The sequence below is a fragment of the Xanthomonas sp. WHRI 10207 genome (assembly GCF_040202975.1).
Lineage (GTDB): Bacteria > Pseudomonadota > Gammaproteobacteria > Xanthomonadales > Xanthomonadaceae > Xanthomonas.
Map to the genome: position 1 here is coordinate 172,995 of NZ_JBEGDX010000005.1, position 23,525 is coordinate 196,519.

Genomic DNA, 23,525 nt, shown 5'->3' on the forward strand with positions numbered 1-23,525 from the left:
ATGCGGCGGCGATGCCGCCACGGCTGGCGGTCATGCGGGCGGCCAGATGCAGCGCGGTGTAGGAGGCCAACACGGCCACTGGCGATCGCCACCGACAGCGCGAACAGCGCCGGGTCATAGGTAATGGCAGGCGACATGCGCAGCGCGCTCATGCCGATGTAGTGCATCAGCGCGATGCCCAACCCCATCAGCACCGCACCCAGGCCCAGCCGCGGCCAGGGCAGTTGCGGTTGCGAGGTCAGCCACAGCGCCAGCGCCGAGGCCAGGATGGCCGCCAGCATCGAATAGGCGGTCAGCGCCACGTCGTAGCCCAGCGGAATCGGCAGCTGGAAGGCCAGCATGCCGACGAAGTGCATCGACCAGATGCCGATGCCCATCGCGATGGCGCCGCCCACCAGCCATGCGGCGGCGATGCCGCCACGGCTGGCGGTCATGCGGGCGGCCAGATGCAGCGCGGTGTAGGAGGCCAACACGGCCACCACCAGCGACAACAGCACCATGCCAAGGTTGTAGGTTGCGACCACCCATCCAGTTCCGACGTCGAAAGACGCGCTTGCTCAAGGAGCTAGCGACCCGCTGCGCGCGTTCTTGAGCACGCACTGGCGCAACGCAGTGGATCAGGCGACCGAAACCTCGGGTTCTTCCGGTTCGATGCGATTGCGGCCGTGGCCCTTGGCCCGATACAAGGCCTCGTCCGCACGTGCCAGCAGCGTGGCGGCGGTGTCGCCGATGCGAAACCACGCCACGCCGATCGAGCAGGTCACCTGCAGTGGCCGCGCGGCACCGACGTCGTACAGCGGCAGGCTGATCGCCTCGTGGATGGCGCGCAGCCGGTGCTGGCTTTGACGGGTCATGCCTGGCAGCAGCAACAGCAGTTCTTCGCCACCGTAGCGGCCCACCTTGTCCGAGTCGCGCAGGCATGCGGTGAGCCGCGCGCCCACCTTGGCCAGCACCGCGTCGCCAGCCAGATGCCCGTGTTCGTCGTTGACCTGCTTGAAGTGATCCAGATCGATCAGCACCACCGCCAACGCGTGCTCGGCATGCGTGCAGGCCTGCAGCTCTTCGGTCATCGCGTCGAGAATGCCGGAGCGGTTGAGCAGGCCGGTGAGCGCGTCGTGGCTGGCCTTCAATGCCAACGCCGCGCGGGCGCTTTCCAGGTCGCGTTTTTCGCGCTCCAGTTGATAGGTGCGTTCGGCCACCAGCTCGGCCAGCATGCGCTCACGCGCCACCAGATGGCGGTGCCGCCAGCTCCACAGGCCGATCAGCAGTCCGCCGCCGATCAAGACATAGAGCGCAATCGCCGGCGGGCTGCGCCACCACAACGGCGCTACTGCAAATGCCAGATCCACTACCGGCGATGCGGTGCGCCGATAGCGGTCCAGCAGCTGCACCTGCAGGCGGAAATGCCCGGACGGCAGCGGCGGTTGGTCGATCGACAGATCGTCGCTCTCGATCCATTCGTTGTGCAGACCACGCACGCGATAGCGCACGGTCAGCCGGCTGGGGTCGTCGTAGACCTCCATCGTCGACAGTTCGATATGCAACGGCGTGTCGCTCCAGGCCAGCAGTTGCCCGGCGCGTATCGGCACGCCGCCGCGGCTGACGCTGTCGATGCGCACGCTGGGCTGGCGCTCGTCGAACAGGCGCGCCGGATCCGCCAGGTGGCTGACACCGCGCGCGGTGCCGATCCACACCGAGCCGTCGGGATCTTCAAAGAATGCGGCTTCGGAGATGTCGTCCCAGATCAGGCCCTGCGACTGCGACAGATGGGCCCAGCGCTCGCCGTTATAGACCTCCACGCCGCGTGCGTGGCCCACCCACACCCGGCCCAGGCTGTCGCTGCGCATCAGGTACACACCCGCGTCGCGCAGCGCTTCGTCGTTGATCGCCTGCAGGTCCAGACCATCGCCGAGCAACATGCCGTGCCACAGGCCGGGGCGATAAAACGCCAGCCACACCTCGCCGCTGTCGCTGATGTGGAACTTGCTGATCCACGGATCAGAGTCGCCGCCGTTGACCTTGACCTGCACCTTGGACCAGCGCTCGCCCTGCAACCGAAACAGCCCGTTGGCACTGGAGACCCATAGAGTGCCGTCGGCGGTCTGCTGGATATCGGTGTAGGCGATCGCAGGCATGTCGGCGACAGGCTGCAAGGTGCCGCCGTCCAGCGGGCGCTCGATCACGAACAGTCCGCCGAGGGTGAGAATCCACAGGCGCCCTTGACGGTCGTTATAAAGGCGCCGTCCGGTACGCGGAAGTTTGCCGGCCTCGGCGCTGCGGCCATCCGGCCAGTTGCGGCGCACGAAGCCGGCAGAATTGAGCGTCCACACGCTGCCGTCGGTAGTGCGCGCCATGCCGACGATCTGGATGCCCGCCTGCGGCAGGGCCGGCACAAACCGCTCACCGGGTCGGGCCTGACGCCCAATGCCGTGTTCGTTGCCGACCAGCAGTGCGTTCTGCGCATCGCGTGCGATGGACCAGGTGGGTGCGGCCGGCATGCCTTGCGAGGCGTCCCAGTTTTCGATCCATTCGTAGCCGGCCCAGCGCACCAGGCCTTCGCCATCCACGGTCATCCAGACGTCGCCGTCGCGGTCCACCACGATCGCGTCGCTGCTGCCGGGCGGCAGCCCGTTCTCGGTGCCGAAGCTGCGCCAGGCGCCATTTTCCCAGCGCGCCAGGCCGTCGTTGCGGCGCACCAGCACGCGCCCTTCGCGATCCATCACCAACGGCGCCTGTTGCCCGACCGTATTGCTGTCGAGCAGCGGCAACGGCCGCACGCTGAACCGGCTCGCACCTGGTGCGCGGTAGAGCAGGGTGCCGGCACCACGCGCCCACAGCCCGCCGTCGTTGTCGCGCAACACGCTGTACCAGCGATCGACCGGCACGCCCTCGTCGGGCCCGTAGACCTGTACCTTGCGCTGCGCATCGATGGCGCACAGCTTGTGCCCGCAGCCGACCCACAACGTGTCGCCTTCCACCGACAGACTCAGCACCTTGGAGAGATCGGGCAGGCGCACGCGCGTGGCGGTGTCCAGCAGATATTCGCTATGCCAACGGCCGTTGCTGCGTGCGCGCAGCACTTCCAGTTCGCCGCCATTGGCGATCACCGTGCCCCATGCAGGGCTGGCAAGCAGCAGGCCTTCCTGCAGGTGCTCGGCTTCATCGCGCGCGAGTTTACGAAAGCCGTGCTCGTCGCCGACGAACAACGCCTGGAAGCCGGCGACCCACAGACGCCCATCGGGCGCTTCGCTGATCGAGGTAATCGGTTCGTTGCGCAGGCCGTCCAGCATCACCTGTTGAAAGATGCGGCCGTTGTAGCGATACAGCCCGCTCTCGGTGCAGACCCACATCAAGGTGCTGCGGGTCTGCAACAGGCAAGTACCGGCAAGACCGAGCAGGCCCTGGTCGTGGGCATAGCGACGGATGCTGGCGCTCTGTGCGCTGGCCAGATCGGCAAACGACAGCAACGCCAGCAGCAGCATCGCAGCAAACGATGCCCCTCGGCCTGACGACCTCCCTTGGCGGTGCAAGAACCCCACGAGCGTTGCAATCTCCCACGCATCGGTGCGTGCGGTCCGCGCCCCTCGCGCGGTGTCTCACGCTTGCCATTGGCAGCCCCCATAGCAGGCCGCGTTATATCGACTAGCGGCTGTTCACGCGCTTTACTTTAGGACACCACCCTTGCGCATTGTGCAGCTGCCAGCAAGCACGACTGCAGTCTGGAGGGGCGTGTGGCATGCAAAGACTGCGGTTTGGTGTTATCGACAGGTTGAGTATTGCGCGCTACGCGTACTCGCCAGTGTGCGTCATGTGGCAATCGATGCTGGCACGATCGAGCGGGCGCGACTGCTGCACTGCCACACATGGATGCGCTAAATCGGCCGAGACTGCGACCAACACCGGTGTTCGATCCAGACAATGTGGCGGCCGCGACCGCGCTTAGCTGCAGGTAGTGCTGGCATTCGCTGCTGCATTCGCTGGATGGGTGCGGATGCTTTGCCACCGCCAACATCGCTGTTTCTACGTGCGATGTCGGGCGCGATGGTGGCCCGCGCGCGGCGATCAGTCGGCGCGATGGTCGGGTGCCGCAAGCGCAATGAGGTGGCCAGCGTCGTAATCGATGCAATTGCGTCCGCGGCGTTTAGCGCTATACAGCGCGGCATCGGCGCGCGCCAGTAATTGCTCGAGGGTTTCGCCGGGCATAAACCACGCCACGCCGATCGAACAGGTGACGTGCAGCCAGCCGCCATCGATGGGGTAATCGCCGCAGATACCACGATGCAGCGCGTCCAATCGGTGCGTGGCTTCGTGCGTCAGCCCCGGCAGCAGCGCCAGCAATTCTTCGCCGCCGTAGCGGCCGATACGGTCGTCGCCACGCACCAGCGTATCCAGCCGGCGACCGACCCCGGCCAGCACCGCATCGCCGGCCAGATGCCCGTGCTGATCGTTGACCAGTTTGAAGTGATCCAGATCGATCAATACCACTGCCAATGGTCGCGCCGTCGCATCGGCCCGCAGCAGCATGTTGCGTAACGCGGCAAGGATGCCGGCGCGATTGAGCAGGCCGGTGAGTTCGTCGTGGGTGGCCTTGAGGGCAAGTTCGGCCCGTGCCGATTCCAGGTCGCGCTTGTCCTGTTCCAGCTCGGCAGTGCGCTCGGCAACCAGTTGTTCCAGCTCGCGCTTGCGACGCAGCAGTTTGGCGGTGCGCCAGCGCAACAGCGCAATCACCGCGGCGATCGCCAGCAGCACATAGGCGATCAAGGCGGGAATGCTGCGCCACCAGGGTGGACTGAGCGCAAAGGCAAAGCGTGTGATCGGGCTGGCACTGCGCTGGCCGGCGTCCACTGCCTGCACCTCCAGCGCATAGCGGCCGGGCGGCAGCAGCGGATAGGTGATGTGGCTGAGCGAGGTGCTGGTCCAGCTGGCCTGGTGGCCTTCCACGCGGTAGCGGAAGCTGATGCGGTCCGGGCCGCCTTCGGCGCCGGGCGTGCTCAGATCCACGTCCAGCGGAACCTGCGACCAGGGCACCTGCGCACCGGCGGCAAGGGTCTGTTCGCCACGCCGCACGCGCAGCACTTCCACCCGCAGCGGCGGCGACGCGAACACACGTGACGGATCGATCAGGTGGGTCAACCCGCGGCTGCTGCCGAGCCACACGCTGCCATCGACGTCCTCGAACAGAGCATTGGCAGACACGTCGTCCCACAACAGGCCCTCGCTGCGCGTGGTGCGCGACCAGTGCCCATTCTCCAGCAGGTCCAGGCCCTGGCTGCTGCCCAGCCACAAGCGCCCCTTGCTGTCGTGAGAGAGGATGAACGGCATCACGCGCGACACCAGCGGGTCGTTGACTGCGGTCAGCGTGACCGTCGCTGCGTTCTGCACGGCGCCATGCCAGAGCCCGGTGTCGCGCAAGGACAGCCAGAGCTGGCCGTCGGCCGAAAAATCCAGCAGGAAGTAATCGTGGCTGGGCAGGTTGCCGTGCACCTCCACCTGCAACCAGCGGCCATTTTTTTCCTGGCGATACAGCCCTTTGCGGGTACTGGCCCACAGTCGCCCCTGAAGATCCACATCGATATCGCCCACGAACGCCGCAGGCACGGCCTCTTCGCGTCTGGCCTGCAACGGCAGCTCCGGCGCGACGGAGTACAGGCCGCGTGGCGTGGTGACCCACAGCACGCCACCCGAATCGAACAACAGCTTGTTGGTGGGCAGCCCAAGCTGCAGCACGTCGAAGGTCTTGCCCGTCTGCGGGTCGCGACGGGAGAGGGCGCCCGACGAGCGCGCCACCCAGGCCGCGCCATCCTTCGGCGACAGTGCGATGGAGATCGATTGCAGCATTGGTTCGCCGTTGGCGAGTGTCCACGGCTGCATGCGCCCGGTCCGCGGATCCAGCACATTGGAGCCGGCATCGCCGCCCACCAGCAGCTCACCACTTGGCAGCCGCTGGATGGCCCAGGTCGGCGATTCGGCCAGGCCCTGGCTTTCGTCCCAATGCTCGATGTTGCCGTAGCCCAGCCAGCGCTGCACCCCCAGCCCGCGCGTACCGATCCACAGCTGGCCGGTGCTTTGCATCATCAAGGGGCCCACCATCGGGCTGATCGACAGCCCCTGGTCGTGCCCGAAATAGTGCCAGTGGTCGCCTTCCCAGCGCACCACTCCGCGGTCGGAACGGGTAATCAGGCGGCCCTGCGCATCCTCCGACAAGGTGGTTGCGCCAGCCAAGGTGTCGAACCTGGTGCCGGCTGGAGGCGCATGGTCGCGGAACACGCGCTCGCCTGCTGCGCGCGACATCACCATGCCGCCACCGCGCAGCCACAGGTCGCCACGATGGTCGCGGAACACCGCGCGCCATTGCCGTTCCGGCACACCGTCGGCATCGCCCAACTGAGTGATGCGTCCGTTGGCATCAATGCGGCAGACGCGTTTTCCGCAACTGGCCCACAGCGCGCTGCCATCGGCAAGCAAGGCTTTCCCGGCGGGCAGGGTGGTGCCGTCGTCCAGGCGCAACGGCAACACCCGGGCGCTCCAGCCGCCTGGCTTGGTCGGCGTCAGGTGCAACAGCTGATTTTCGCTGACCACCACCACGCCACCCGCGTACGCGGCGATCACATTGCCGCTGTCGGCACGGATCGGCGCGCCGTCATGTAGCACCGGGCTGAAGGTCGTGCCATTGCGCACGAACACGCCATTGGCGCTGGCCACCCACAAGCGCCCGCGCGCATCCAGCGTCAACGCGCGGATGTAGCGCGCGTCCAGGCCGCTTTCCTGGCCGACCGGGATGAATTGTTCGCGTTCGAAGCGATGCAATGCCAGTTCGGTGCCGACCCAGACCACACCCTGTCGATCCTCGAGCAGGCTGTTGACTGTCATACCCTGCAGGCCATCGGCCTGTGCGTAATCGCGGAAGCTGTAGGTTTTCGCCCATGCGCTGCCTGCGATCAGCCATCCGAGCAGGCACAGCGTTGCCAGACGACGCAGCGCCTTGCCGCGCACACCAGGTGAAACGAACAGCGCAGACACGTTGGGCATCGGCTTTCGCGGAAAGGGGGACGTGCGATTGAACGGGCCAATCGTCCTCAGCGTTGACGGCGAACTGGTGCAAAACTTGAGCGTCCGTACGCTTAACCCGTCAGTTCTCTGGCGGAGTCGAAGGCGGTATCGAACATGCGCTGCACCGGTGGCGCGAACTCGCTTGCGAAGCTGGACAGCAGGAACAGCCCCAGTAAGACCGTCAACGGCAAGCCAAGTTGCATCGGGTTCAATGCCGGCGCCGCCTTGGCCAAGGCACCGAAGGCCAGGTTGACCGCCAGCATCGCCACCATCATCGGCAAGGCCAGGGTCAGCCCGCCGCGCATGATCTGCAGGAACAAGGTGGGCGCCACCTCCGCGAACGCGCGGGCGTCGGGAATGGCTGTGCCGATCGGCAACGCCTTGTAGCTGTCCACCAGCAGCGAAATCACCGCCAGGTGCCCGTTGGCCGCAAAGAACAGCAAGCCGAATCCGATATAGAACCACTGCGCGATCACGCCGGAGGTCACCCCGCGCATCGGGTCGGACATCTGCGCAAACGACAGGCCGGTGGACTGCGACACCAACTCGCCGGCCAGCGCGCCTGCCTCGAAGATCAGCTTCAGCATGAAGCCCATGCTTGCGCCCACGGCCAGCTCACGCGCGATGCTCAGCACCGCCTGCGCCGTAAAGCCATCCCACTCCGGCACCGGCGGCAGGATCGGCGCCAGCACCATCGACAAGGTCCCGGCCAGCATCACCCGCACCCGCCCGGGCACCGCACGCGTGCCGATCAACGGCATGGCCGTGAGCAGCGCGCCGGTGCGCAGCATGGTCCACATGATCGCCCCGACCATCGCAAACGCGCGCTGGCCGTCGATCACCATCTGGGTAGCGGAATCCATCCGGTCTGGTCCGCTAGCCGATCAAATGCGGAATGCGCTGGAACAGCGCAATGGTGAACTCCACCAGATGCCCCAGCAGCATGCTGCCGGTGGCAAACAGGGTCGCGGTCAACGCCACGGCCTTGGCCACGAAGCCGATGGTGGGCTCATTCAATTGGGTGGCGGCCTGCACCACGCCAATGACGACACCGACGACCAACACTGCCAGCAACATCGGTCCGGCAATCCACAGGACGGTGACCAGGCCACCACGTAATTCAGTCAGGGCGATTTCAGGGCTCATGGGGAGTGCTGATGCAAGTGCGGTGCCAAAGGACGGGGATTGGGGATTTGGAATTTGGGATTGGTAGGTGAGCGGCGATCTGACTTACCTCGTGTTGCACTGTCTGTCGCTGTCGCTGTCGCTGTCGCTGTCGCTGTCGCTGTCGCTGTCGCTGTCGCTGTCGCTGTCGCTGTCGCTGTCGCTTTGGATGTTGGCTTGGCTCTGATGTTGAGCTTTGCCTTTGCCTTTGCCTTTTTGCCGTTGGCTTCCCATCCCCCATACCGCAGCGGCAAGCCGGGTAGATACAACCCGCAGGGCGGCGCGCATGGATGCGCGACGTTTTTGTAAGGGACATGGATGTCCCTTACAAAAATTTCTACCCGGCTTGCTTACCCGGAGCGCCTTGGCGCGGAGGGGCGCGAGGACGGGGGTGTGTTTCTTTGGTTACTTTCTTTGCACAAGCAAAGAAAGTAACTCGACCCCCGAAGGGGGCCGAAAGCTCTGCACTTGCTTGTGCTTATGTCTTTGCTTTCTATGGAGCTCAAACGTCAAGCGAGGGCTTTCACGCCCTACGGGCGCGAGTCACTTTTCTTTGCTTGTGCAAAGAAAAGTAACCAAAAGAAAGCACACCCCGTCCTCGCGCCTTCCGCGCTACGCGCTCCAGGTCCGCATGCCATCCGGGAATTTTTCAAAGGGACGTCCATGTCCCTTTGAAAAACGTCGCGCATCCATGCGCGCCGCCCCTGCGGGGTTTGCCCCGGATGGCCTGCCGCTGCGGTATGGGGCCCCGGAGAAGCTGGAAGCCAGAGCGAAATACAAAGCAAAAGGCAAAAGGCGGAAGGCGGAACGCGGAACGCGTCGCAGATGCTTGAGTAATACAGCTGTGCTGTGACGGCCTTTAACAAAAGTCAGCTGGGGGGAGTGCTACCGCGCGCGCAACGCGCGCCCACACCTACGACGCATTAAAGCTCGCAGCCAGCGTCCCCACCACCAACACCCACCCATCCACCAGGACGAACAACAGAATCTTGAACGGCGCAGAGATCAACATCGGCGACAGCATCATCATGCCCATCGACATCAACACGCTCGCCACCACCAGATCGATGATCACGAACGGAATGAAGATCAAAAACCCGATCTCGAATGCCGTCTTCAGCTCGCTGGTCACAAACGACGCCACCAGCACCGGGAACGGCACCGCGTCCGGGCCGGCGTACTTGCCGTCGCCGGCCATGCCCGCGAAGGTCATCAGATCGGTTTCGCGGATCTGCGCCAGCATGAAGGCGCGCAGCGGCTGGGTGGTCAGGGTCCAGGCAGTGGAAAAGTCGATCTGGTTGTTGAGGTACGGCTGAAGGCCAGCGCCCCACATCTTTTGCCACACCGGCATCATCACCAGGGCGGTCAGAAACATCGCCAGGCCCAGCAGCACCTGATTGGACGGAGTCTGGCCGGTGCCCAGTGCCTGGCGCAGCAGGCCCAACACGATGGTGATGCGGGTAAAGGCGGTGAGCACCAGCAGCATCGACGGCAGCAGGGTGATCGCCGTCATCAGCAGCAAGGTTTGCAGCGGCAGGCTCACCGGCTGGTCGCCGATGCGGCCGACGCTCACGTTCGGCAGGGTCGGTAATTGGTTGGAGCCGGGCGGCACCGCCGCCGGTGCGGCAGCGGGCGCGGCAGCCTGCGCCATCGACGGCAACGCGGCCGGTGTGGCGGCGGCCAGCAGCGGACAGCTCATCACCAGCAGGATCAAGATCAGGCGCAGGCTGCGCCCCCAGCGATTCCAACAACTGAACATGTCACGGGTCCTTGCGCAGCTTCTGAGCGAGCAGCTGGGCGAAATTGGGGAGTTGCTTGAAATTGGGCAGGGTGGGTGCAGGCGTGGGCGGCAGCGGTTCGGACAAGGTGTGCAAGGTGCTGATGCCGCCGGCGGTGACACCCAGCAGCAGCTGCTGGCCGTTCACCTCCACCACCACCACACGCTCCTTGGCACCCACCGCCAGGCTGGTCACCACGCGCAGGCCCTCGCTGTTGCGAAAACCGCTGCCGGGCATGCGCTTGAGCAACCAGCCCAGACCGACGATCAGCGCGAGCACCAACAGCAATGCAAAGACCGCGCCAAACAGGCTGGGCGAGGATGGCGCGTGCGCGCCGACCTGGGTGGCCTTGGCCGCGACGGGCGCGGCGGCAGCCAGCAGGCCGATCACCGCAGCCTCCGGATCCGTTCGCTGGGGCTGACCACGTCGGTCAGGCGGATGCCGAAGCGGTCGTTGATCACCACCACTTCGCCATGCGCGATCAGGGTGCCGTTGACGTACACGTCCAGCGGTTCGCCGGCGCCGCGTTCCAGTTCCACCACCGAGCCCTGATTGAGCTGCAGCAGGTTGCGGATCGGGATGCGGGCGCGGCCCACTTCCAGCGACAGCGTCACCGGCACGTCCAGGATGACGTCCAGATTGAGGTCGGTGGCGTTGTTGTCGTGCTCGGCCTGCAGGTTGTCGAAGGTGGCGGGCGCGGCGTCGAGGATGTCGGAGTTCATCATTTGCTGGAGTCCTGGGATGGAACGGCACGCGGGGCTTGCACGCCGGGCGGGCGGACGGCGGTGATCTTCACGGCGTTGTTGCCGTTGGAGACCCCGAATTCGCCGGTGAACATGGGGATTTCTTCCACGCACAGCGGTACCTGTGCGGGCAGATCGATCGGCAGGATGTCGCCGACCTTCAAACCGGTGAGCTGGCGCAGGCTCATGCGCTTGCTGGCCAGCACGCTCGACAGCGTTACCTCGGCGGTGTTGAGCTGCTCGCGCAGCATCACGTTCCAGGAGTCGTCGCGGTCGTTGCGGTCGCTCTGGATGCCGGCATCGAGCAGCTCGCGGATCGGTTCCAGCATTGAATACGGCAGGGTGATGTGGATCTCGCCACCGCCGCCTTCCAGCTCCACATGGAAGCGGCACACCACCACGTACTCGCGCGGGGTGACGATGTTGGCGAAGTGCGGGTTGATCTCGGAGTTGATGTACTCGAAGTCCACCTCCATCACCGGCGCCCAGGCTTCCTTCAGATCGGCAAAGGTCTGCTTGAGCATCAGCTGGATCACGCGCATCTCGGTGGCGGTGAATTCGCGGCCTTCGATGCGGGTGTGGAAGCGGCCATCGCCACCGAAGAAGTTATCCACCACGGTGAACACCAGCGTGGGTTCGAACACGATCAGGCCGGTGCCGCGCAGCGGTTTGAAGCGGATCAGGTTGAGGTTGGTCGGCACGTACAGCGAGTGCATGTACTCGTTGAACTTGACCAGGTCGATGCCGCGCACCGACAGGTCGGCCGAGCGCCGGATCAGGTTGAACAGGCCGATGCGCCACAGCCGCGCAAAGCGCTCGTTGACCATCTCCAGGGTCGGCATGCGCCCACGGATGATGCGGTCCTGGCTGGACAGATCGTATTGCCGCGCCTCGCCGGGCAACGGCTCCGGCTCGGTATTGACCGCTCCGGAATCCACGCCATGCAGCAGGGCATCGATCTCGTCCTGGGAAAGCAGATCACTGACGCTCATGGGCAAGCCTTACTGGGTAACGAAACTGGTGAACAGCAATTCTTCGACGCACTTCTTGCCGGTTTCGCTGGTCATGACCTTTTGCGCTTCGGTCAGCGCGGCCTTCTGCAGCTTCTGCTTGCCGGGCAGATCGGCCACATCGGTGGCCTTGGTCTGCGACAGCAGCATCAACAGGTGTGCGCGGATGGCCGGCGCGTTTTCGGTGATGAGCTTGAGTTCTTCCGGGTCGCGGGTGACCAGCTGCACTTCGACCTGCAGGTACTGCGGGCCGTCGCCGGGGTCGGCCAGGTTGACCACGATCGCCGGGTCCATCGGAAAATACTGTGCCGGCTTGGGCACTTCGGCGACCTTGGGCGCGGCGTGCTTGCCGCCTTTTTCATCGCCCTTGTGGCCCAGAAAGAACCACGCGCCGCCGCCGGCCGCTGCCAGCACGACCACGCCGATGGCGATCAGCAGAAGAGGCTTTTTGCCGCCTTTCTTCTTCTCGTCTTTCTCTTCGGTCTTTTCGGTCTTTTCAGGTTTCTTGGCCGCTGCCACGTTCTGCTCCAGGAGAATGCTCATCCAATGGATGCAATTGGCATGCCAAAACCGCGACGGTTTCCTGGCACTGCAGGCGCGCGTGCACAAAAACCCCCACGAGCCTTGCGCCGCGTGGGGGTTGGAATGGCCGCAGCGTCGGTGCGACGCGCGTTTGTGCAGCGCGCCGGGCTAATCCGGCGCGGTGGCTCAGGCGTAGGCGTCCAGCAATCCACGCTGGCGTAACACCACCGACGGAATTCCGACGGGCGGGCTGTCGTCCAGGGTGAGGCCGTTGCCATCGCGCCCACCGCCGTTGCGGTTGCCGGTCTGGCTCTGCTGTTGCTGGCTGACATCGGCCTGGCCCAGCTGGAAACCGTTCTGGCCGAGCATTTCGCGCAGCCGCGGCAGGCTCTGTTCCAAGGCCTGACGGGTGTCGGCGTTGGCGGCGGTGAAGCTGGCGTTGACCTTGTCGCCGTCCAGATGCAGACGCACCTCGACCGGGCCCATCTCGTTCGGGGTGACCTTGATGTGCGCGTGGCCGATCTTTTGGTCGGCCAGCCAACTCAGGCGGGCGCCGATGGCATCGTCGAAGGTGTCGCTGCCCATCTCCGGGGTCGGGGTGGGCGAGGCGGCGAAGACCGGCGCCGGGTCCTGCAGGCGGGTAAGCGTAGGCGCGGCGGTCGGCAACACAAACGCCGGGGCATCCGGCGCGTCCGTTGCGGCGGTGTCGTCGGCCGGGTCCAGCGCCTTGACCGCCATGCTCATCAGCGCGGCGGCTTGCGCATCGCCGCTGACTGCGGTGGTCGAGGTGGGCTTGGCGCCTGCGGCGGCAGCCGGCGCGAGCGCACCCAGGGCGGGCAGGGCGCTCGTGGCGGTTGCGGCAGCAGTGGCTGTGGGTGCGGTGGCGTCGGTCGGCAGTGCGGTTGCGGTCGGCGTGGCGCCGGCCGCATTGGCCATACTGGCGGCCAGTGCTGCGGCAGCGGCGGCGAGCACATCGCCGCCCGGTACCGCCTGGGCCAGCAGGCTCATGCCAAAACCGCCGAGCCCCGCTGGCGGCCAGCCGGCCTCGGTCGGCGCGGCGGCATCGGTGGGGGCGTCCTTGCTGTCCTTGCTGGCGGTTGCGCTCTTGCCGGTTGCGGTGGCGGTAGTGCTGTCCTTGGCCGTCGGTTCCTTGGCGGGCTGCGCAGACTTGGTCTCGCCGTCCTGGGCGCGCGGGCGCTTGGTCGCATCGCCGGGCGCGTCATCGTTCTGTTCGTCGTCGCCGCGGTTCTTGTCGGGCTGGCTGGATTTGGCCGCGGGCTGCTTGGCCGGCACGCGCTCGGGCGCCTGCTGCGGGGCGTGGTTGGGCGTATTGGCCGGATTGAGCATGCGCGCAAACTGGTCCTGCGCCGGGTCCTGTTCGGACGACGGGTCGCTGTAGCTGGACTTCTTGCCAGTGCTGGCAAGCGCGCCAAGGCCGGCGGCAAACGCGGACAGGGGGTTCATACGGATTCTCCGTGAGTATCTTCGGCCCGCGCCAGGCGCGAGCGGCGTGCGCCAAGATCGTCCATCTCGCGCTGGTCGCGACGTTCGATCACCTTGTTTTCCTGGGCGCGGTAGCTGGCGGCCAGTTGCTCCAGTACCTGTTTCTCGCGGCTGGCCAGCAGCAGGCGGGTGCGCTCGGATTCGACCTTGGCGATATTGCTTTCCACGGTCTGGGCCTGTTGCAGCACGGCGCTGTCGAGCCGATCCAGAAAGGCGCGGCGGTTGCTCAGCGCGACCGCACTGGTGCCGGCCAGCTGGCTGTTGGCGTATTCCTCGGCGTAGCGGCGCAGTTCTTCCAGGCGCGACTGGTGGGTCTCCAGGGTGCGCTGGCGCTCGGCCAGTTCGCGGGCGACCTTGTCTTCCTGTTCCTGTGCCCGCCGTAGCAGGGGATCGATTCGCTTGGACTGCATCATGGATTAGTTCTCGGGTTCCACCAGCTGCTGCAGCGCGGACAGGCTATCGCTCAGCAGCGATGCCTTGTGGACGTCCTGGCCAAGGAATTCGACGATCTCCGGCCAGCGCGCCAATGCTTCGTCGGTGGCCGGGTCGCTGCCGCGCTGGTAGGCGCCGATGGCGATCAGGTCGCGGTTGGCGGTGTAGGCAGAGAGCAGCCGCTTGAGCTTGCGGATACGCAGGCGCCAGGGTTCGTCGGCGATGTCCTGCACCACGCGGCTGACCGACGATTCCAGGTCGATGGCCGGGTACAGGCCGCTGTCGGCAACCCGACGCGAGAGCAGGATATGGCCGTCCAGAATGGCGCGGGCGGCGTCGGCAATCGGGTCCTGCGGGTCGTCGCCTTCGGTCAGCACGGTGTAGAAGGCGGTGATCGAGCCGCGGCCCTTGGCGCCATTGCCGGCACGTTCCACCAGCGCCGGCAATTTGGCGAACACCGACGGCGGGTAGCCGCGGGTGGTGGGCGGCTCGCCGACCGACAGGCCGATCTCGCGCTGCGCTTGGGCAAAGCGGGTCAGCGAATCCATCAGCAACAATACATTCAAGCCCTGGTCGCGGAACCATTCGGCAATCGCTGTGGCGCGGTAGGCGCCATGCAGGCGCGCCAGCGGCGGGCGGTCGGCCGGGGCGGCGACGACCACGGCGCGGCGCAGGCCTTCTTCGCCCAGGGTGGTTTCGACGAAATCGCGCACTTCGCGGCCACGTTCGCCGATCAGCCCGACCACGATGACGTCGGCGGAGGTGAAGCGGGTCATCATGCCCAGCAGCGTCGATTTACCGACGCCGGAGCCGGCGAACAGGCCCACGCGCTGACCACGGCCGATCGGCAGCATGGCGTTGATGGCGCGCACGCCCACATCCAGCGAGGTGGTGATGGGCTCGCGCGCCAGCGGGTTGATCGACATGCCGGCCATGCTGACGCTGCCTTCGCCGCGGATCGGGCCCTTGCCATCCAGCGGGGTGCCATCGCTGTCGATGACGCGGCCGAGCAGGCCTTCGCCCACTTCCACGCCACCGCGGCGCCGCGAGGGCACCACGCGGGCGTTGGGCAGCAGGCCGTGCAGTTCGGCGCTGGGCATCAGATAGGTACGTTCGCCGGCAAAGCCGACCACTTCGGCATCCACCCAGCCGCCATCGACTTCGACCTTGCAGGTGGCGCCCATCGGCGCTTCGCAGCCGGTGGCTTCCAGGGTCAGGCCGACGGCGCGGCGCAGGATGCCTTCGCGGATCAACGTGCGGCCGGCGGTGGGTTCCAGGCCAAGCGTGCCCAGCCGGGTGGCCAGGCGCAGATTGCGTGCATCCAGCCAATCGGCCGGGGTGGCGCCAAACAGGGCGCTCACAGGCCCGCTCCGGATTTGCGCATGACTGTCTCCAGCGCGGCCCGCAGGCGCGCTTCCAGGGTGCCGTCCACGCGTACGCTTTCGGCATGTACGCGCAGGTCGCCGCGGCTCAGGCTCATGTCCGGGGCCACGCGGGTGGTGCTGCTGGGCGCCAGATGCGGCAGCAGCGCGGTGATGTCGTCCGGGTGCAGGCGCACTTCGACCTCGCGGCCGGCGCCGCCGACCGCATCCACGGCCTCGCCGACCAGGTCGGCCAGCAGTTGCGGTTCGACCTGGTAGGCACGCCCGACCAGCTGACCGGCGATGCGCACGGCCAGCTCGCCGAGCGCGCCGACGACTTCGTTTTCCAGTCGCGCCAGCGGGCGGGTGAAGTTGTCCAGGATGCCGTCGATCTGCGCGGTCAAACGGCGCACTTCGGACTGGCCCTGGGCAAAGCCTTCGGCATGGCCGCGGGCAAAGCCTTCCTGCTGGGCGGCGTCTTCGATGGCCTGGATTTCTTCCAGGGTCGGCGGGCGCAGCACCGGCTCGTACACGGCCGGTTCGTCGAACTCCGGTTCCGGCGCGGCCAGGGCCATGTGCAGGTCGGGGGCCAGCCAGCGGGTGACCACGTCGTTCATACCATGGCCTCCGCACCGGCGCCGCCGAGGCTGATGGCGCCTTCGTCAGCCAGACGGCGGACGATGGTGAGGATTTCCTTCTGCGCCGCTTCCACGTCGGCCAGGCGTACCGGGCCACGTGCTTCCATATCTTCGATCAGGATCTCGGCAGCGCGCTGGGACATGTTGCGGGTGATCTTTTCGCGCACCTTGGTGTCGGCACCGCGCAGGGCCAGGCCCAGGCGCTCGCCGGAGACTTCGCGCAGCAGCGTCTGCAGGCCGCGGTCGTCCAGGTCCACCAGGTTGTCGAATACGAACATCAGGTCCTGGATCTTGCTGGCCAGGTCGGCGTCGATCTTGCCGATCTCGCCCAGCACGCCTTGCTCCGGGCCGGTGTCCAGGAAGTTGAGGATGTTGGCCGCCACCTTGATGCCGCCCACGTTGGACGACTTCAGGTTCTGGTTGCCGGCAAATTGGCGCTCCATGATGTCGTTGAGCTCGCTCAGCGCGTTGGGCGGGATGCCGTCCAGGGTGGCGATGCGCAGCAGCACGTCGGCGCGGGTGCGCTCGGGCAGCAGCTTCAGTGCCTCTGCGGCCTGGTCGCTATCCAGATGCGCCATCACGATGGCGATGATCTGCGGGTGTTCGTTGCGCACCAGGTCGGCGACCGCGCGCGGGTCCATCCATTTCAGGGTGTCCAGGCCGGTGGTGTTGCGGCCCAGCAGGATGCGGTCGATCAGGCCGCCGGCCTTGTCGGCGCCCAGCGCCTGGATCAGCACATTGCGGATGTAGTCGTCGGCGCCCACGCCCAGCGAGGTCTTGCCGGCCAGTTCGCCGTTGAAGTCGTCCATCACCTTCTCGACCTGATCGCGCGAGATGCCGGTCATGGTGGCCATGGCGATGCCGATCTTCTGCACTTCCTTGGGGTCCATGTGCTTGAGCACTTCGGCTGCATCGCTTTCACCCAGCGACAGCAACAGCACCGCGGCGCGCTGCACTCCAGTCATCGGTTGTGTTTCAGGCTTCACTGGCGACCCATCCCTTTACGACTTGTGCGACACGTTTTGAATCGGCTTTGACTGCTTCGCGCGCCACGCGCATGCGCTCTTCGTAGGCGTCCGGCAGGGCGATCGGGGTCTTGCGTTCCTGACCGATCTGCGCGGTGTCTTCTTCCAGGCCGGGCATCAGGTCGTTGTCGTCGTTGACCATCCGCACGTCGGCGCTCTGTGGAGTGCCATCGTTGCCGCCCTTGCGGTGTTTTTCCTTGATCGCGGTCACGCCGGTGAGTTGACGCAGGGTGGGGCGTACCACGCCGAACAGCAGCGCCAGCACCACCACCGCACCGACCAGCAGGCGCAGACCGTTCTGCACGCGCGGGTCTTCCCACCACTTGGGGCCTTCCTCGCCCGCAACCGCTTCCCGCACAAACGGGGCATTCATCACCGACACCGTGTCGCCACGTGCCGCATCAAAGCCTACCGCCTGCTTGACCAGGCCCTCGATGCGGGTGAGCTCGGCGGCGGTGAGCGGCTGCTCGACCATCTTGCCCTTGGCACCGGGGCGCGGGACGTTGTCCAGCAGCACCGCCACCGACACCCGCTTGATGCGGCCGGCCGGCTGACGGGTGTGTTGCAAGGTTCGGTCCAATTCGTAATTGCGGGTGGCGCTCTTGGAACTTTCGGTCGGCGCGGCCGGCGCTGCGGCCTGGCCGTTGGCGGCGGCCGGGGTGCCCGGCGCACCGGCGACGGCCGGAGCCGGCGGCTGGCCGGGGCTGTTGCTGGTGGCGCCCGGAGGGCCCTGCGGGCCGGTGGCGCTGGTGCTGCTGTCGCTGACCTGCTCGCTGCGCAGCTTGGCCGGCTCGCCGTTATAGAGCTCGCGCGCTTCTTCGACTACCGAGAAGTCCATGTCCACGCTGACTTCCGGGTTGACCCGGCCCGGGCCGGTCATCGGTTCCAGCAACTCGCGGATGCGCTGGTTGTAGGAGCTTTCCTGGCGACGCACCTGTTCGAACTGGGCGGCATGCTGCGCGGCGTCGCTGTTGGGGTCGGCAATGGAGAGCATGCGGCCGCTCTGGTCGACCACGGTCACGCGCTCCGGGGTCATGTCCGGGATGCTGGATGCCACCAAATTGACGATGGCATCCACCTGATTGCGCTCCAGGCCCTGGCCACCACGCAACTCCAGCACCACCGAGGCGCTGGCGACATCACGCTGGCGGGTGAAGGCGCTGGGCTTGGGAATGGCCAGATGCACCCGCGCCTCGCGTACCGGACGCAGGGTGCTGATGGTGCGCGAGAGTTCGGTTTCCAGCGCGTGCTGGTAACGGGCGTTTTCCACGAATTGGCTGACGCCGAAGCCCGGGTCCTTTTCCATCAGCTCGAAACCGCCGCCGGTCTCTTTGCCAGTCAGGCCGGAGCCGGCCAGCTTCAGGCGCGCGTCGTACAGACGGTCCTGCGGTACCGAGATGGCGCCGGTGCCTTGGTCGATCTTGAACGGGATCTGCGCGGTGCGCAGCAGGTCGGCCGCCTCGGCGTTGCCCTTTTCGTCCAGGCCGGTGTACAGCGACTGATAGCCCGGCTGCTGCGACCAGAAGAACACCGCCAGGCCGGCACCCACCGCCAGGGCGATCATCGCCATCATGGTCAGCTTGCGGGTGATCTGCAGGCTACGGACACGGTCGAACCACTGGCCCGCCTTTTCGGCGTTCTGGTTCATGTTTTCTCTGCTGATTGCGAGTGCCATGGGTGTTCGACCTTTACAGCGGCATGTTCATGACGTCCTGATAAGCCTGGACGAGACGGTTGCGGACTTCGACAGTGGCGCGGAAGGCCACCTGGGATTGCTGGGAGGCGACCATGACCCGTGCCAGATCGGCACTGGGGTCGCCCATTTCGAATGCTTTGGCCAGCGCACCAGACTTCTGCTGGGCCTCGTTGACGCCGCCGATGGCGCCGCGCAAGGTCTCGCTGAAGCTGGGCGCCTGGGTTGCCGGCGTTCCCTGTGCGCCAGCCAATCCCTGGATCTGATTGCCGCGCGCCGCATCGCCCACCGCACCCATCGGGCCTTGGCCCATCTGAGTCTGGTAGCTGCGGATCTGCGAAAGAATCGAGGTAACGGAGTCGCTCATGGGTGCGGTCAGCCAGGGAGGCATCCACACTAATGCAAGCGGCGTGCCGAAATCGCGCCGGGATTCCGGCACGGGGCATTCCTGTCGCGCCTGTTGGCGGGAACGTTGCAGCGAGATCGCCCCCATCCGCCCTTCGGGCACCTTCCCCCGCAAGCGAGGGAAGGGAGCCGATGGGTGACCAGTTGCAGTGCAACCGATCAGTCGCGCGCAGCCAACCAGTTACGTAAAGCCAACCAGTCGCGTGCAACCGACCAGTTGCGTGCAGCCAGGCTTTCCCTTCTCCCGCTGGCGGGAGAAGGTGGCGCGCAGCGCCGGATGAGGGCGCGCGTTAACTGCCACGCGGCTGCAGGCAGAGCAACACGCGGCAGTACGCCCCCCATCCGCCCTTCGGGCACCTTCCCCCGCAAGCGAGGGAAGGGAACGGGTGGGCCACCAGTTGCAGTGCAACCGACCAGTCGCGTGCAGCCAGGCTTTCCCTTCTCCCGCTGGCGGGAGAAGGTGGCGCGCAGCGCCGGATGAGGGCACCACCGTCAATTCATACTCAGCCACGCATCCGTCCTACCGCAAGCGGGAGAACGCTGAAGCAGCGTCCCCGCGCTAGTCCGGCAACCAGGCGGCTTGCCAGGTGTCCAGATGGCTGCCGCTCAACATCCAGTCGCGGCGCACTGCCTCGCGCAACGCTGCGCCTTTCGCTGCTGAAGCGGCCGGGTCGGACAGATGCTCGCGGATCGCCCCGATCCAGTCGCGGTAGCGGTTTTTCACCAGCGTCACCGGCAGATTGCCCTGGTAGCAACGCACGTCGCTGGCGATCACCGGATAACCGCAGGCGCCGTACTCCAAGAGTCGCAGATTACTTTTGCATTCGTTGAACAGGTTTTGCTCCACCGGTGCCAGCGCTAGATCCAGATCCAGCGCGGCCAGCGCGGCCGGGTAGTGATCGATCGGCACGCCGGGCTGGAACTGGTGCACGTGCTGGCGCAGCGCGAACGGGTACATCCCCATGAACACCCATTCGACCTCGTCGGCCAGCTCGCGCACCACGTCGGCGATCAGTTCCAGGTCGCCGGTATGGCTGGCGCCGCCGGCCCAACCGATCCGCGGCTTGCCGCCTTGGCGGACTTTGCGCTCCGGCAATGCCGCCCACCAATGCGGCGGCAGGCGGTTTTCGGCCACGCGGATATCGCTGTGCAACCCGGCGAACGCTTCGGCCAGCGCAGGCGTGGACACCACAAAGCGGTCCACCAGGCCCAGCCCGCGCCGCACGGTCTTGAGAATGTCCTTGGGCATCTGCGCGCGATGGGTATTTTTCAGCGGCAGGTTGGGCAGGTAATCGTCCAGCTCGTAGACCTTGAACGCACGCGACAACGCCTTCATACGCCGCATCGCTTCCAGCCGCGCTTCGCCCACCTGGCGTTGCAGGATCACCACGTCGGGATCCTGACGCGCCAGCTCGCTGATCTCTAAATAGCCGTTGAACAACACGCCCTCGGCCAGCCCGGCCTCGCGCAGGGCGCGCAACGGCTGGATCACCCGGTAGTGTCCGCAGCCTTCGATATCTGCCGGCAGTGCGATCACGCTCGGTAGAGGCCGCCACGACTGCAACGGCCGCCAGCTGGCGCGCGGGTCGGCCAGCGCAAAGCCGGCGCCCGGGTCCAGCGAAAACCCCGGGTTGTAGGCCGGGTCGTTGGCCATCACCGGTAACCACCGCGCATACATCGCCTCTTCGTCCAGCGCAGTGGCAGGCGTCTGCTCGGGTGGGTCGATCAACAGCTGTGCGCGCGCGGCAAACACATTTAAGTAACCAGCCTGGTGCAGGCGCAGGCACAGGTCGACATCGCTCCACTGCGCCAGTGCCGGCTCCAGCGCAAAGCCGCCTGCGTCGATAAATAGCTGGCGCGGCAGCATCAGGCACTCGCCGCTCAAGGCGGTGTAGTTCTGATCCAGCTGCAGGCGCTGCAGATAGCCGGATTCGTCGAACGCACTGCCTTCGAACGCGCGCGCCACCGGTGCCCCCAAGCCCAGCAGCAGACCGGCGTGATGCACCGTGCCGTCGCCGCGCAACAGCTTGCCCGCCACCGCGCCCACTTCCGGACGGAGTGCATGGTTGAGCAGTTGCTCCAGCCAATCGGCCTTCATCACCGCAGCGCCGGCCGACAGCCACAGCAGCACGTCCCCACGTGCATGCTCGGCGGCCGCGTTGCAGACCGCCTCACGCGCAGGCTCCGCGGCAAAGCGCAGCACGCGGATCTGCTGCATGCCCAGCGCATCGATGCCGGCCAGCCAATCGTGCAGGTCCGGGGCAGTGCTGTTGCGATCCAGCAGCAGCACTTCGTAATGCGGGTAGGTCGTGTTGGCCAGGATGCTTTCCAGACAGCGCTGCACCTGCGGCAAACGGCCATCGACCAGCACCAGGATGCTGACTAGCGGCTGCTGGGCATGTTGGTAATCCACCGCATGCCGACCAGGGCCGGCACTGTGCACGCGCGCGTCCGCATACCCGCGCGCGGCCAGATGGCGGGCAATAGCATGTTGCTCGTCCGCATCGGTGTGCCGGGTCTGGGCCGCGGCCACCAACAAGGGCTCGGCGATGTGCTGCACGCAGGCCAGGCCGTAACGCTCGACCAGGCCAAGCTGATAGCCGAGTTCGAAGGCCTGCCCAAGGTCCGCCGGAAAACCGCCGTCGGCCACCAGACTGCTGCGGCGGAACAGCCAGTGCCGCGACAGCGTGGACGGCGCGCTCAACAGCGCATCTAGATACAGCGCCGGCCGCAACGCCAGCCCAAGCTGCCCGGTGTCCAGCGTGACCACTTCGTCCGCATAGACCGCCTGACACTGCTCGGGCAGCTCGATCATGCCCAGCGCCAACATCATCAGGCCGCTGGTCGTAAAGACACTGCCGGCCTCCACCAGCACCACCCAATCGACCTCCTGTTGCCTTGCAATGGCCTGGTTGAGTGCGGCCACCAGACCCGCCTCGCCAATCAGTACCCCATGCTCGCCGTACTCGGCCACCTGCTGCGGTGCGCTGCTGACCACCCAGGTCTGCTGATTTCGATAGCAGGCCACCGCGTCGATGCTGGCCTGGGTTGTGGCGACTGCGGCGGCATCGCCATCGCGGTCGATCAGCATCACTGCAATGCGTGGCCCGCCGGCATGCGCCTGCAGGCGGGCATCGATCAACGCGCGCTGCACATTGCTGGGGTGTCGCACGCCCAGCCAAGTGGCCGGCGACACCCGCTCGGCCATGCCGGCGCTTTGCATCAGCGCATTGACCAGGTCTACCGACTTGAACACCCGCGCCTTGTGCGGGCTGAGCGGCGCAACCCGCACCTGCCGGTTGTCGCCGGTCTCGCGCCGCCAACCCAGCTGGCGGATGCCCTGGCGTAGATCCTCGTGGCCCTGATCGCCGATGCCGGGCTGATTACGACCGGCCTGGCTGAACTGCGCATTGGACACCCGAAAGTGCGTGAGCGGCCTGGACAGCAGCGCCAGGTTGCCGTGGCGCAGCAGCTTGACGTAGATCGCCAGGTCGCCGACCCAATGGATCGGCTTACCGTTCAACGACATCAAGTCAGCGCCCATAGCCAGCAGATCGGCGCGCCGACACAGCACGCAACTCGGCTCGCCGATGAAGTTGATGGTGTGGTCCGCCAGGAACGACACCAGCTCCTGCCCATCGATCAACGCATCATCGGCAAACGGAAAGCAGGTGGCCAGGATGTCCGGCAACGGCGCACCGTTGTCGTCGATGCGCAACCGACGCGACGATGCCATCGCCGTGCCCGGATTGCGCTCGATCGCCGCCACCAACTGCTCAATGCAGTCCGGCGCCAGCACATCGTCGTCATGCAGAAACTTGACGTACTCGCCCTGTGCTAGCCCTATGCCTTTAACGGTGCTGCCCAGCTCGCCTAACCGTGGTGCGTTGAGGTGATAGCGGATCGCGAAGGGTGCGTCTGCCAGCCTGGGTTCCAGCAAGGCCGCAATCGCGCCATCTCCGTTGTCGTCGCAGATCACTAGCTCCAACGCTGCGTAGGTCTGTGCCAGCACGCTATCCAGCGCCTGCTCAAAGTAGCGCGGCTTGTAGGTCGGCATGACGATGCTGACGAGGGTGGTGGAAGTCATGCAGGGTGGACCGTGTTCGAGGATTGGATAACTAGGACTCGTAACATTTCGTCGGGGAGATTCGAAAACAGGGAGTCCAACGCGGCCGGCGTTCGGCAATAGGTGGCGGCCCAC

19 protein-coding genes are annotated in these 23,525 nt (G+C 66.1%); 1 reads left to right on the forward strand and 18 read right to left on the reverse strand.

Annotation, left to right across the window (positions count from 1 at the left end; translation table 11 throughout):
* From ABQU90_RS16855 to ABQU90_RS16875, 5 genes are all read right to left on the reverse strand, one after another.
* Positions 1-524 (reverse strand): MHYT domain-containing protein (locus ABQU90_RS16855; protein WP_323522992.1); only part of this gene is annotated, 524 nt, incomplete at its 3' end.
* Between the two features lie 93 nt (positions 525-617).
* The gene (locus ABQU90_RS16860) at positions 618-3,539 is read right to left on the reverse strand and encodes a diguanylate cyclase domain-containing protein (RefSeq protein WP_323522991.1); all 2,922 of its coding nucleotides are present in this window, start codon (positions 3,537-3,539) and stop codon (positions 618-620) included.
* 523 nt (positions 3,540-4,062) lie between these two features.
* Positions 4,063-7,029, reverse strand: a complete 2,967-nt coding sequence (locus tag ABQU90_RS16865; protein ID WP_323522990.1) for a ligand-binding sensor domain-containing diguanylate cyclase — start codon at positions 7,027-7,029, stop codon at positions 4,063-4,065.
* 92 nt (positions 7,030-7,121) lie between these two features.
* Positions 7,122-7,913 carry a flagellar biosynthetic protein FliR gene (gene fliR / locus ABQU90_RS16870; RefSeq protein ID WP_005996206.1) on the reverse strand — a complete coding sequence of 264 codons (792 nt, stop codon included), beginning with the start codon at positions 7,911-7,913 and terminating at the stop codon, positions 7,122-7,124.
* 13 nt (positions 7,914-7,926) lie between these two features.
* Positions 7,927-8,196, reverse strand: a complete 270-nt coding sequence (locus ABQU90_RS16875) for a flagellar biosynthetic protein FliQ (protein ID WP_055854528.1) — start codon at positions 8,194-8,196, stop codon at positions 7,927-7,929.
* Positions 8,197-8,263: 67 nt separating this feature from the next.
* On the opposite strand from ABQU90_RS16875, the gene ABQU90_RS16880 reads away from it, so the two are divergent.
* Entirely contained in the window at positions 8,264-8,401 is a 138-nt protein-coding gene (locus tag ABQU90_RS16880) for a hypothetical protein (protein ID WP_323522989.1), read from the forward strand.
* 726 nt (positions 8,402-9,127) lie between these two features.
* Here ABQU90_RS16880 and fliP read toward each other — a convergent pair.
* From fliP to ABQU90_RS16945, 13 genes are all read right to left on the reverse strand, one after another.
* On the reverse strand, positions 9,128-9,973 hold the full coding sequence (gene fliP / locus ABQU90_RS16885) for a flagellar type III secretion system pore protein FliP (protein WP_055854522.1): 846 nt from the start codon (positions 9,971-9,973) through the stop codon (positions 9,128-9,130).
* A 1-nt stretch (position 9,974) separates the two neighbouring features.
* On the reverse strand, positions 9,975-10,382 hold the full coding sequence (fliO, locus tag ABQU90_RS16890) for a flagellar biosynthetic protein FliO (protein ID WP_323522988.1): 408 nt from the start codon (positions 10,380-10,382) through the stop codon (positions 9,975-9,977).
* Positions 10,379-10,717, reverse strand: a complete 339-nt coding sequence (gene fliN / locus ABQU90_RS16895) for a flagellar motor switch protein FliN (RefSeq protein WP_104616694.1) — start codon at positions 10,715-10,717, stop codon at positions 10,379-10,381. Before fliN ends, fliO begins: the two co-directional genes overlap by 4 nt.
* A complete protein-coding gene (fliM, locus tag ABQU90_RS16900; protein ID WP_115561971.1) occupies positions 10,714-11,727 on the reverse strand; it encodes a flagellar motor switch protein FliM in 1,014 nt (337 codons plus the stop codon). The genes fliN and fliM overlap by 4 nt, the downstream gene beginning before the upstream one ends.
* 9 nt (positions 11,728-11,736) lie before the next feature.
* Positions 11,737-12,288 (reverse strand): flagellar basal body-associated FliL family protein, encoded by a 552-nt coding sequence (locus ABQU90_RS16905; protein ID WP_193552442.1) that lies wholly within the window; start codon positions 12,286-12,288, stop codon positions 11,737-11,739.
* Positions 12,289-12,453: 165 nt separating this feature from the next.
* Positions 12,454-13,731 carry a flagellar hook-length control protein FliK gene (locus tag ABQU90_RS16910; protein ID WP_323522987.1) on the reverse strand — a complete coding sequence of 426 codons (1,278 nt, stop codon included), beginning with the start codon at positions 13,729-13,731 and terminating at the stop codon, positions 12,454-12,456.
* Entirely contained in the window at positions 13,728-14,183 is a 456-nt protein-coding gene (gene fliJ / locus ABQU90_RS16915; protein WP_323522986.1) for a flagellar export protein FliJ, read from the reverse strand. Before fliJ ends, ABQU90_RS16910 begins: the two co-directional genes overlap by 4 nt.
* Before the next feature lie 3 nt (positions 14,184-14,186).
* The gene (gene fliI / locus ABQU90_RS16920) at positions 14,187-15,563 is read right to left on the reverse strand and encodes a flagellar protein export ATPase FliI (protein ID WP_005997126.1); all 1,377 of its coding nucleotides are present in this window, start codon (positions 15,561-15,563) and stop codon (positions 14,187-14,189) included.
* Entirely contained in the window at positions 15,560-16,180 is a 621-nt protein-coding gene (locus ABQU90_RS16925; protein ID WP_055854509.1) for a FliH/SctL family protein, read from the reverse strand. Before ABQU90_RS16925 ends, fliI begins: the two co-directional genes overlap by 4 nt.
* Complete coding sequence (gene fliG / locus ABQU90_RS16930; protein WP_055854507.1) at positions 16,177-17,166, reverse strand: flagellar motor switch protein FliG; 990 nt, start codon at positions 17,164-17,166, stop codon at positions 16,177-16,179. Before fliG ends, ABQU90_RS16925 begins: the two co-directional genes overlap by 4 nt.
* Before the next feature lie 10 nt (positions 17,167-17,176).
* Positions 17,177-18,901: a flagellar basal-body MS-ring/collar protein FliF gene (gene fliF, locus ABQU90_RS16935; protein WP_115553762.1), complete on the reverse strand. Its 1,725-nt coding sequence runs from the start codon at positions 18,899-18,901 to the stop codon at positions 17,177-17,179.
* 13 nt (positions 18,902-18,914) lie between these two features.
* Positions 18,915-19,286 (reverse strand): flagellar hook-basal body complex protein FliE, encoded by a 372-nt coding sequence (gene fliE, locus ABQU90_RS16940; protein WP_055854604.1) that lies wholly within the window; start codon positions 19,284-19,286, stop codon positions 18,915-18,917.
* Positions 19,287-19,883: 597 nt separating this feature from the next.
* Entirely contained in the window at positions 19,884-23,381 is a 3,498-nt protein-coding gene (locus tag ABQU90_RS16945) for a glycosyltransferase (protein WP_323522999.1), read from the reverse strand.
* Between the last annotated feature and the right edge of the window lie 144 nt (positions 23,382-23,525).

Coding starts and splice junctions, on each gene's coding strand:
- ABQU90_RS16865 (WP_323522990.1), bottom strand. CDS start 7,029: ATGCCCAACGTGTCTGCGCTGTTCGTTTCACCTGGTGTGCGCGGCAAG.
- fliR (WP_005996206.1), bottom strand. CDS start 7,913: ATGGATTCCGCTACCCAGATGGTGATCGACGGCCAGCGCGCGTTTGCG.
- ABQU90_RS16875 (WP_055854528.1), bottom strand. CDS start 8,196: ATGAGCCCTGAAATCGCCCTGACTGAATTACGTGGTGGCCTGGTCACC.
- fliP (WP_055854522.1), bottom strand. CDS start 9,973: ATGTTCAGTTGTTGGAATCGCTGGGGGCGCAGCCTGCGCCTGATCTTG.
- fliN (WP_104616694.1), bottom strand. CDS start 10,717: ATGATGAACTCCGACATCCTCGACGCCGCGCCCGCCACCTTCGACAAC.
- fliM (WP_115561971.1), bottom strand. CDS start 11,727: ATGAGCGTCAGTGATCTGCTTTCCCAGGACGAGATCGATGCCCTGCTG.
- ABQU90_RS16905 (WP_193552442.1), bottom strand. CDS start 12,288: ATGAGCATTCTCCTGGAGCAGAACGTGGCAGCGGCCAAGAAACCTGAA.
- ABQU90_RS16910 (WP_323522987.1), bottom strand. CDS start 13,731: ATGAACCCCCTGTCCGCGTTTGCCGCCGGCCTTGGCGCGCTTGCCAGC.
- fliJ (WP_323522986.1), bottom strand. CDS start 14,183: ATGATGCAGTCCAAGCGAATCGATCCCCTGCTACGGCGGGCACAGGAA.
- ABQU90_RS16925 (WP_055854509.1), bottom strand. CDS start 16,180: ATGAACGACGTGGTCACCCGCTGGCTGGCCCCCGACCTGCACATGGCC.
- fliG (WP_055854507.1), bottom strand. CDS start 17,166: ATGACTGGAGTGCAGCGCGCCGCGGTGCTGTTGCTGTCGCTGGGTGAA.
- fliF (WP_115553762.1), bottom strand. CDS start 18,901: ATGGCACTCGCAATCAGCAGAGAAAACATGAACCAGAACGCCGAAAAG.
- fliE (WP_055854604.1), bottom strand. CDS start 19,286: ATGAGCGACTCCGTTACCTCGATTCTTTCGCAGATCCGCAGCTACCAG.
- ABQU90_RS16945 (WP_323522999.1), bottom strand. CDS start 23,381: ATGCCGACCTACAAGCCGCGCTACTTTGAGCAGGCGCTGGATAGCGTG.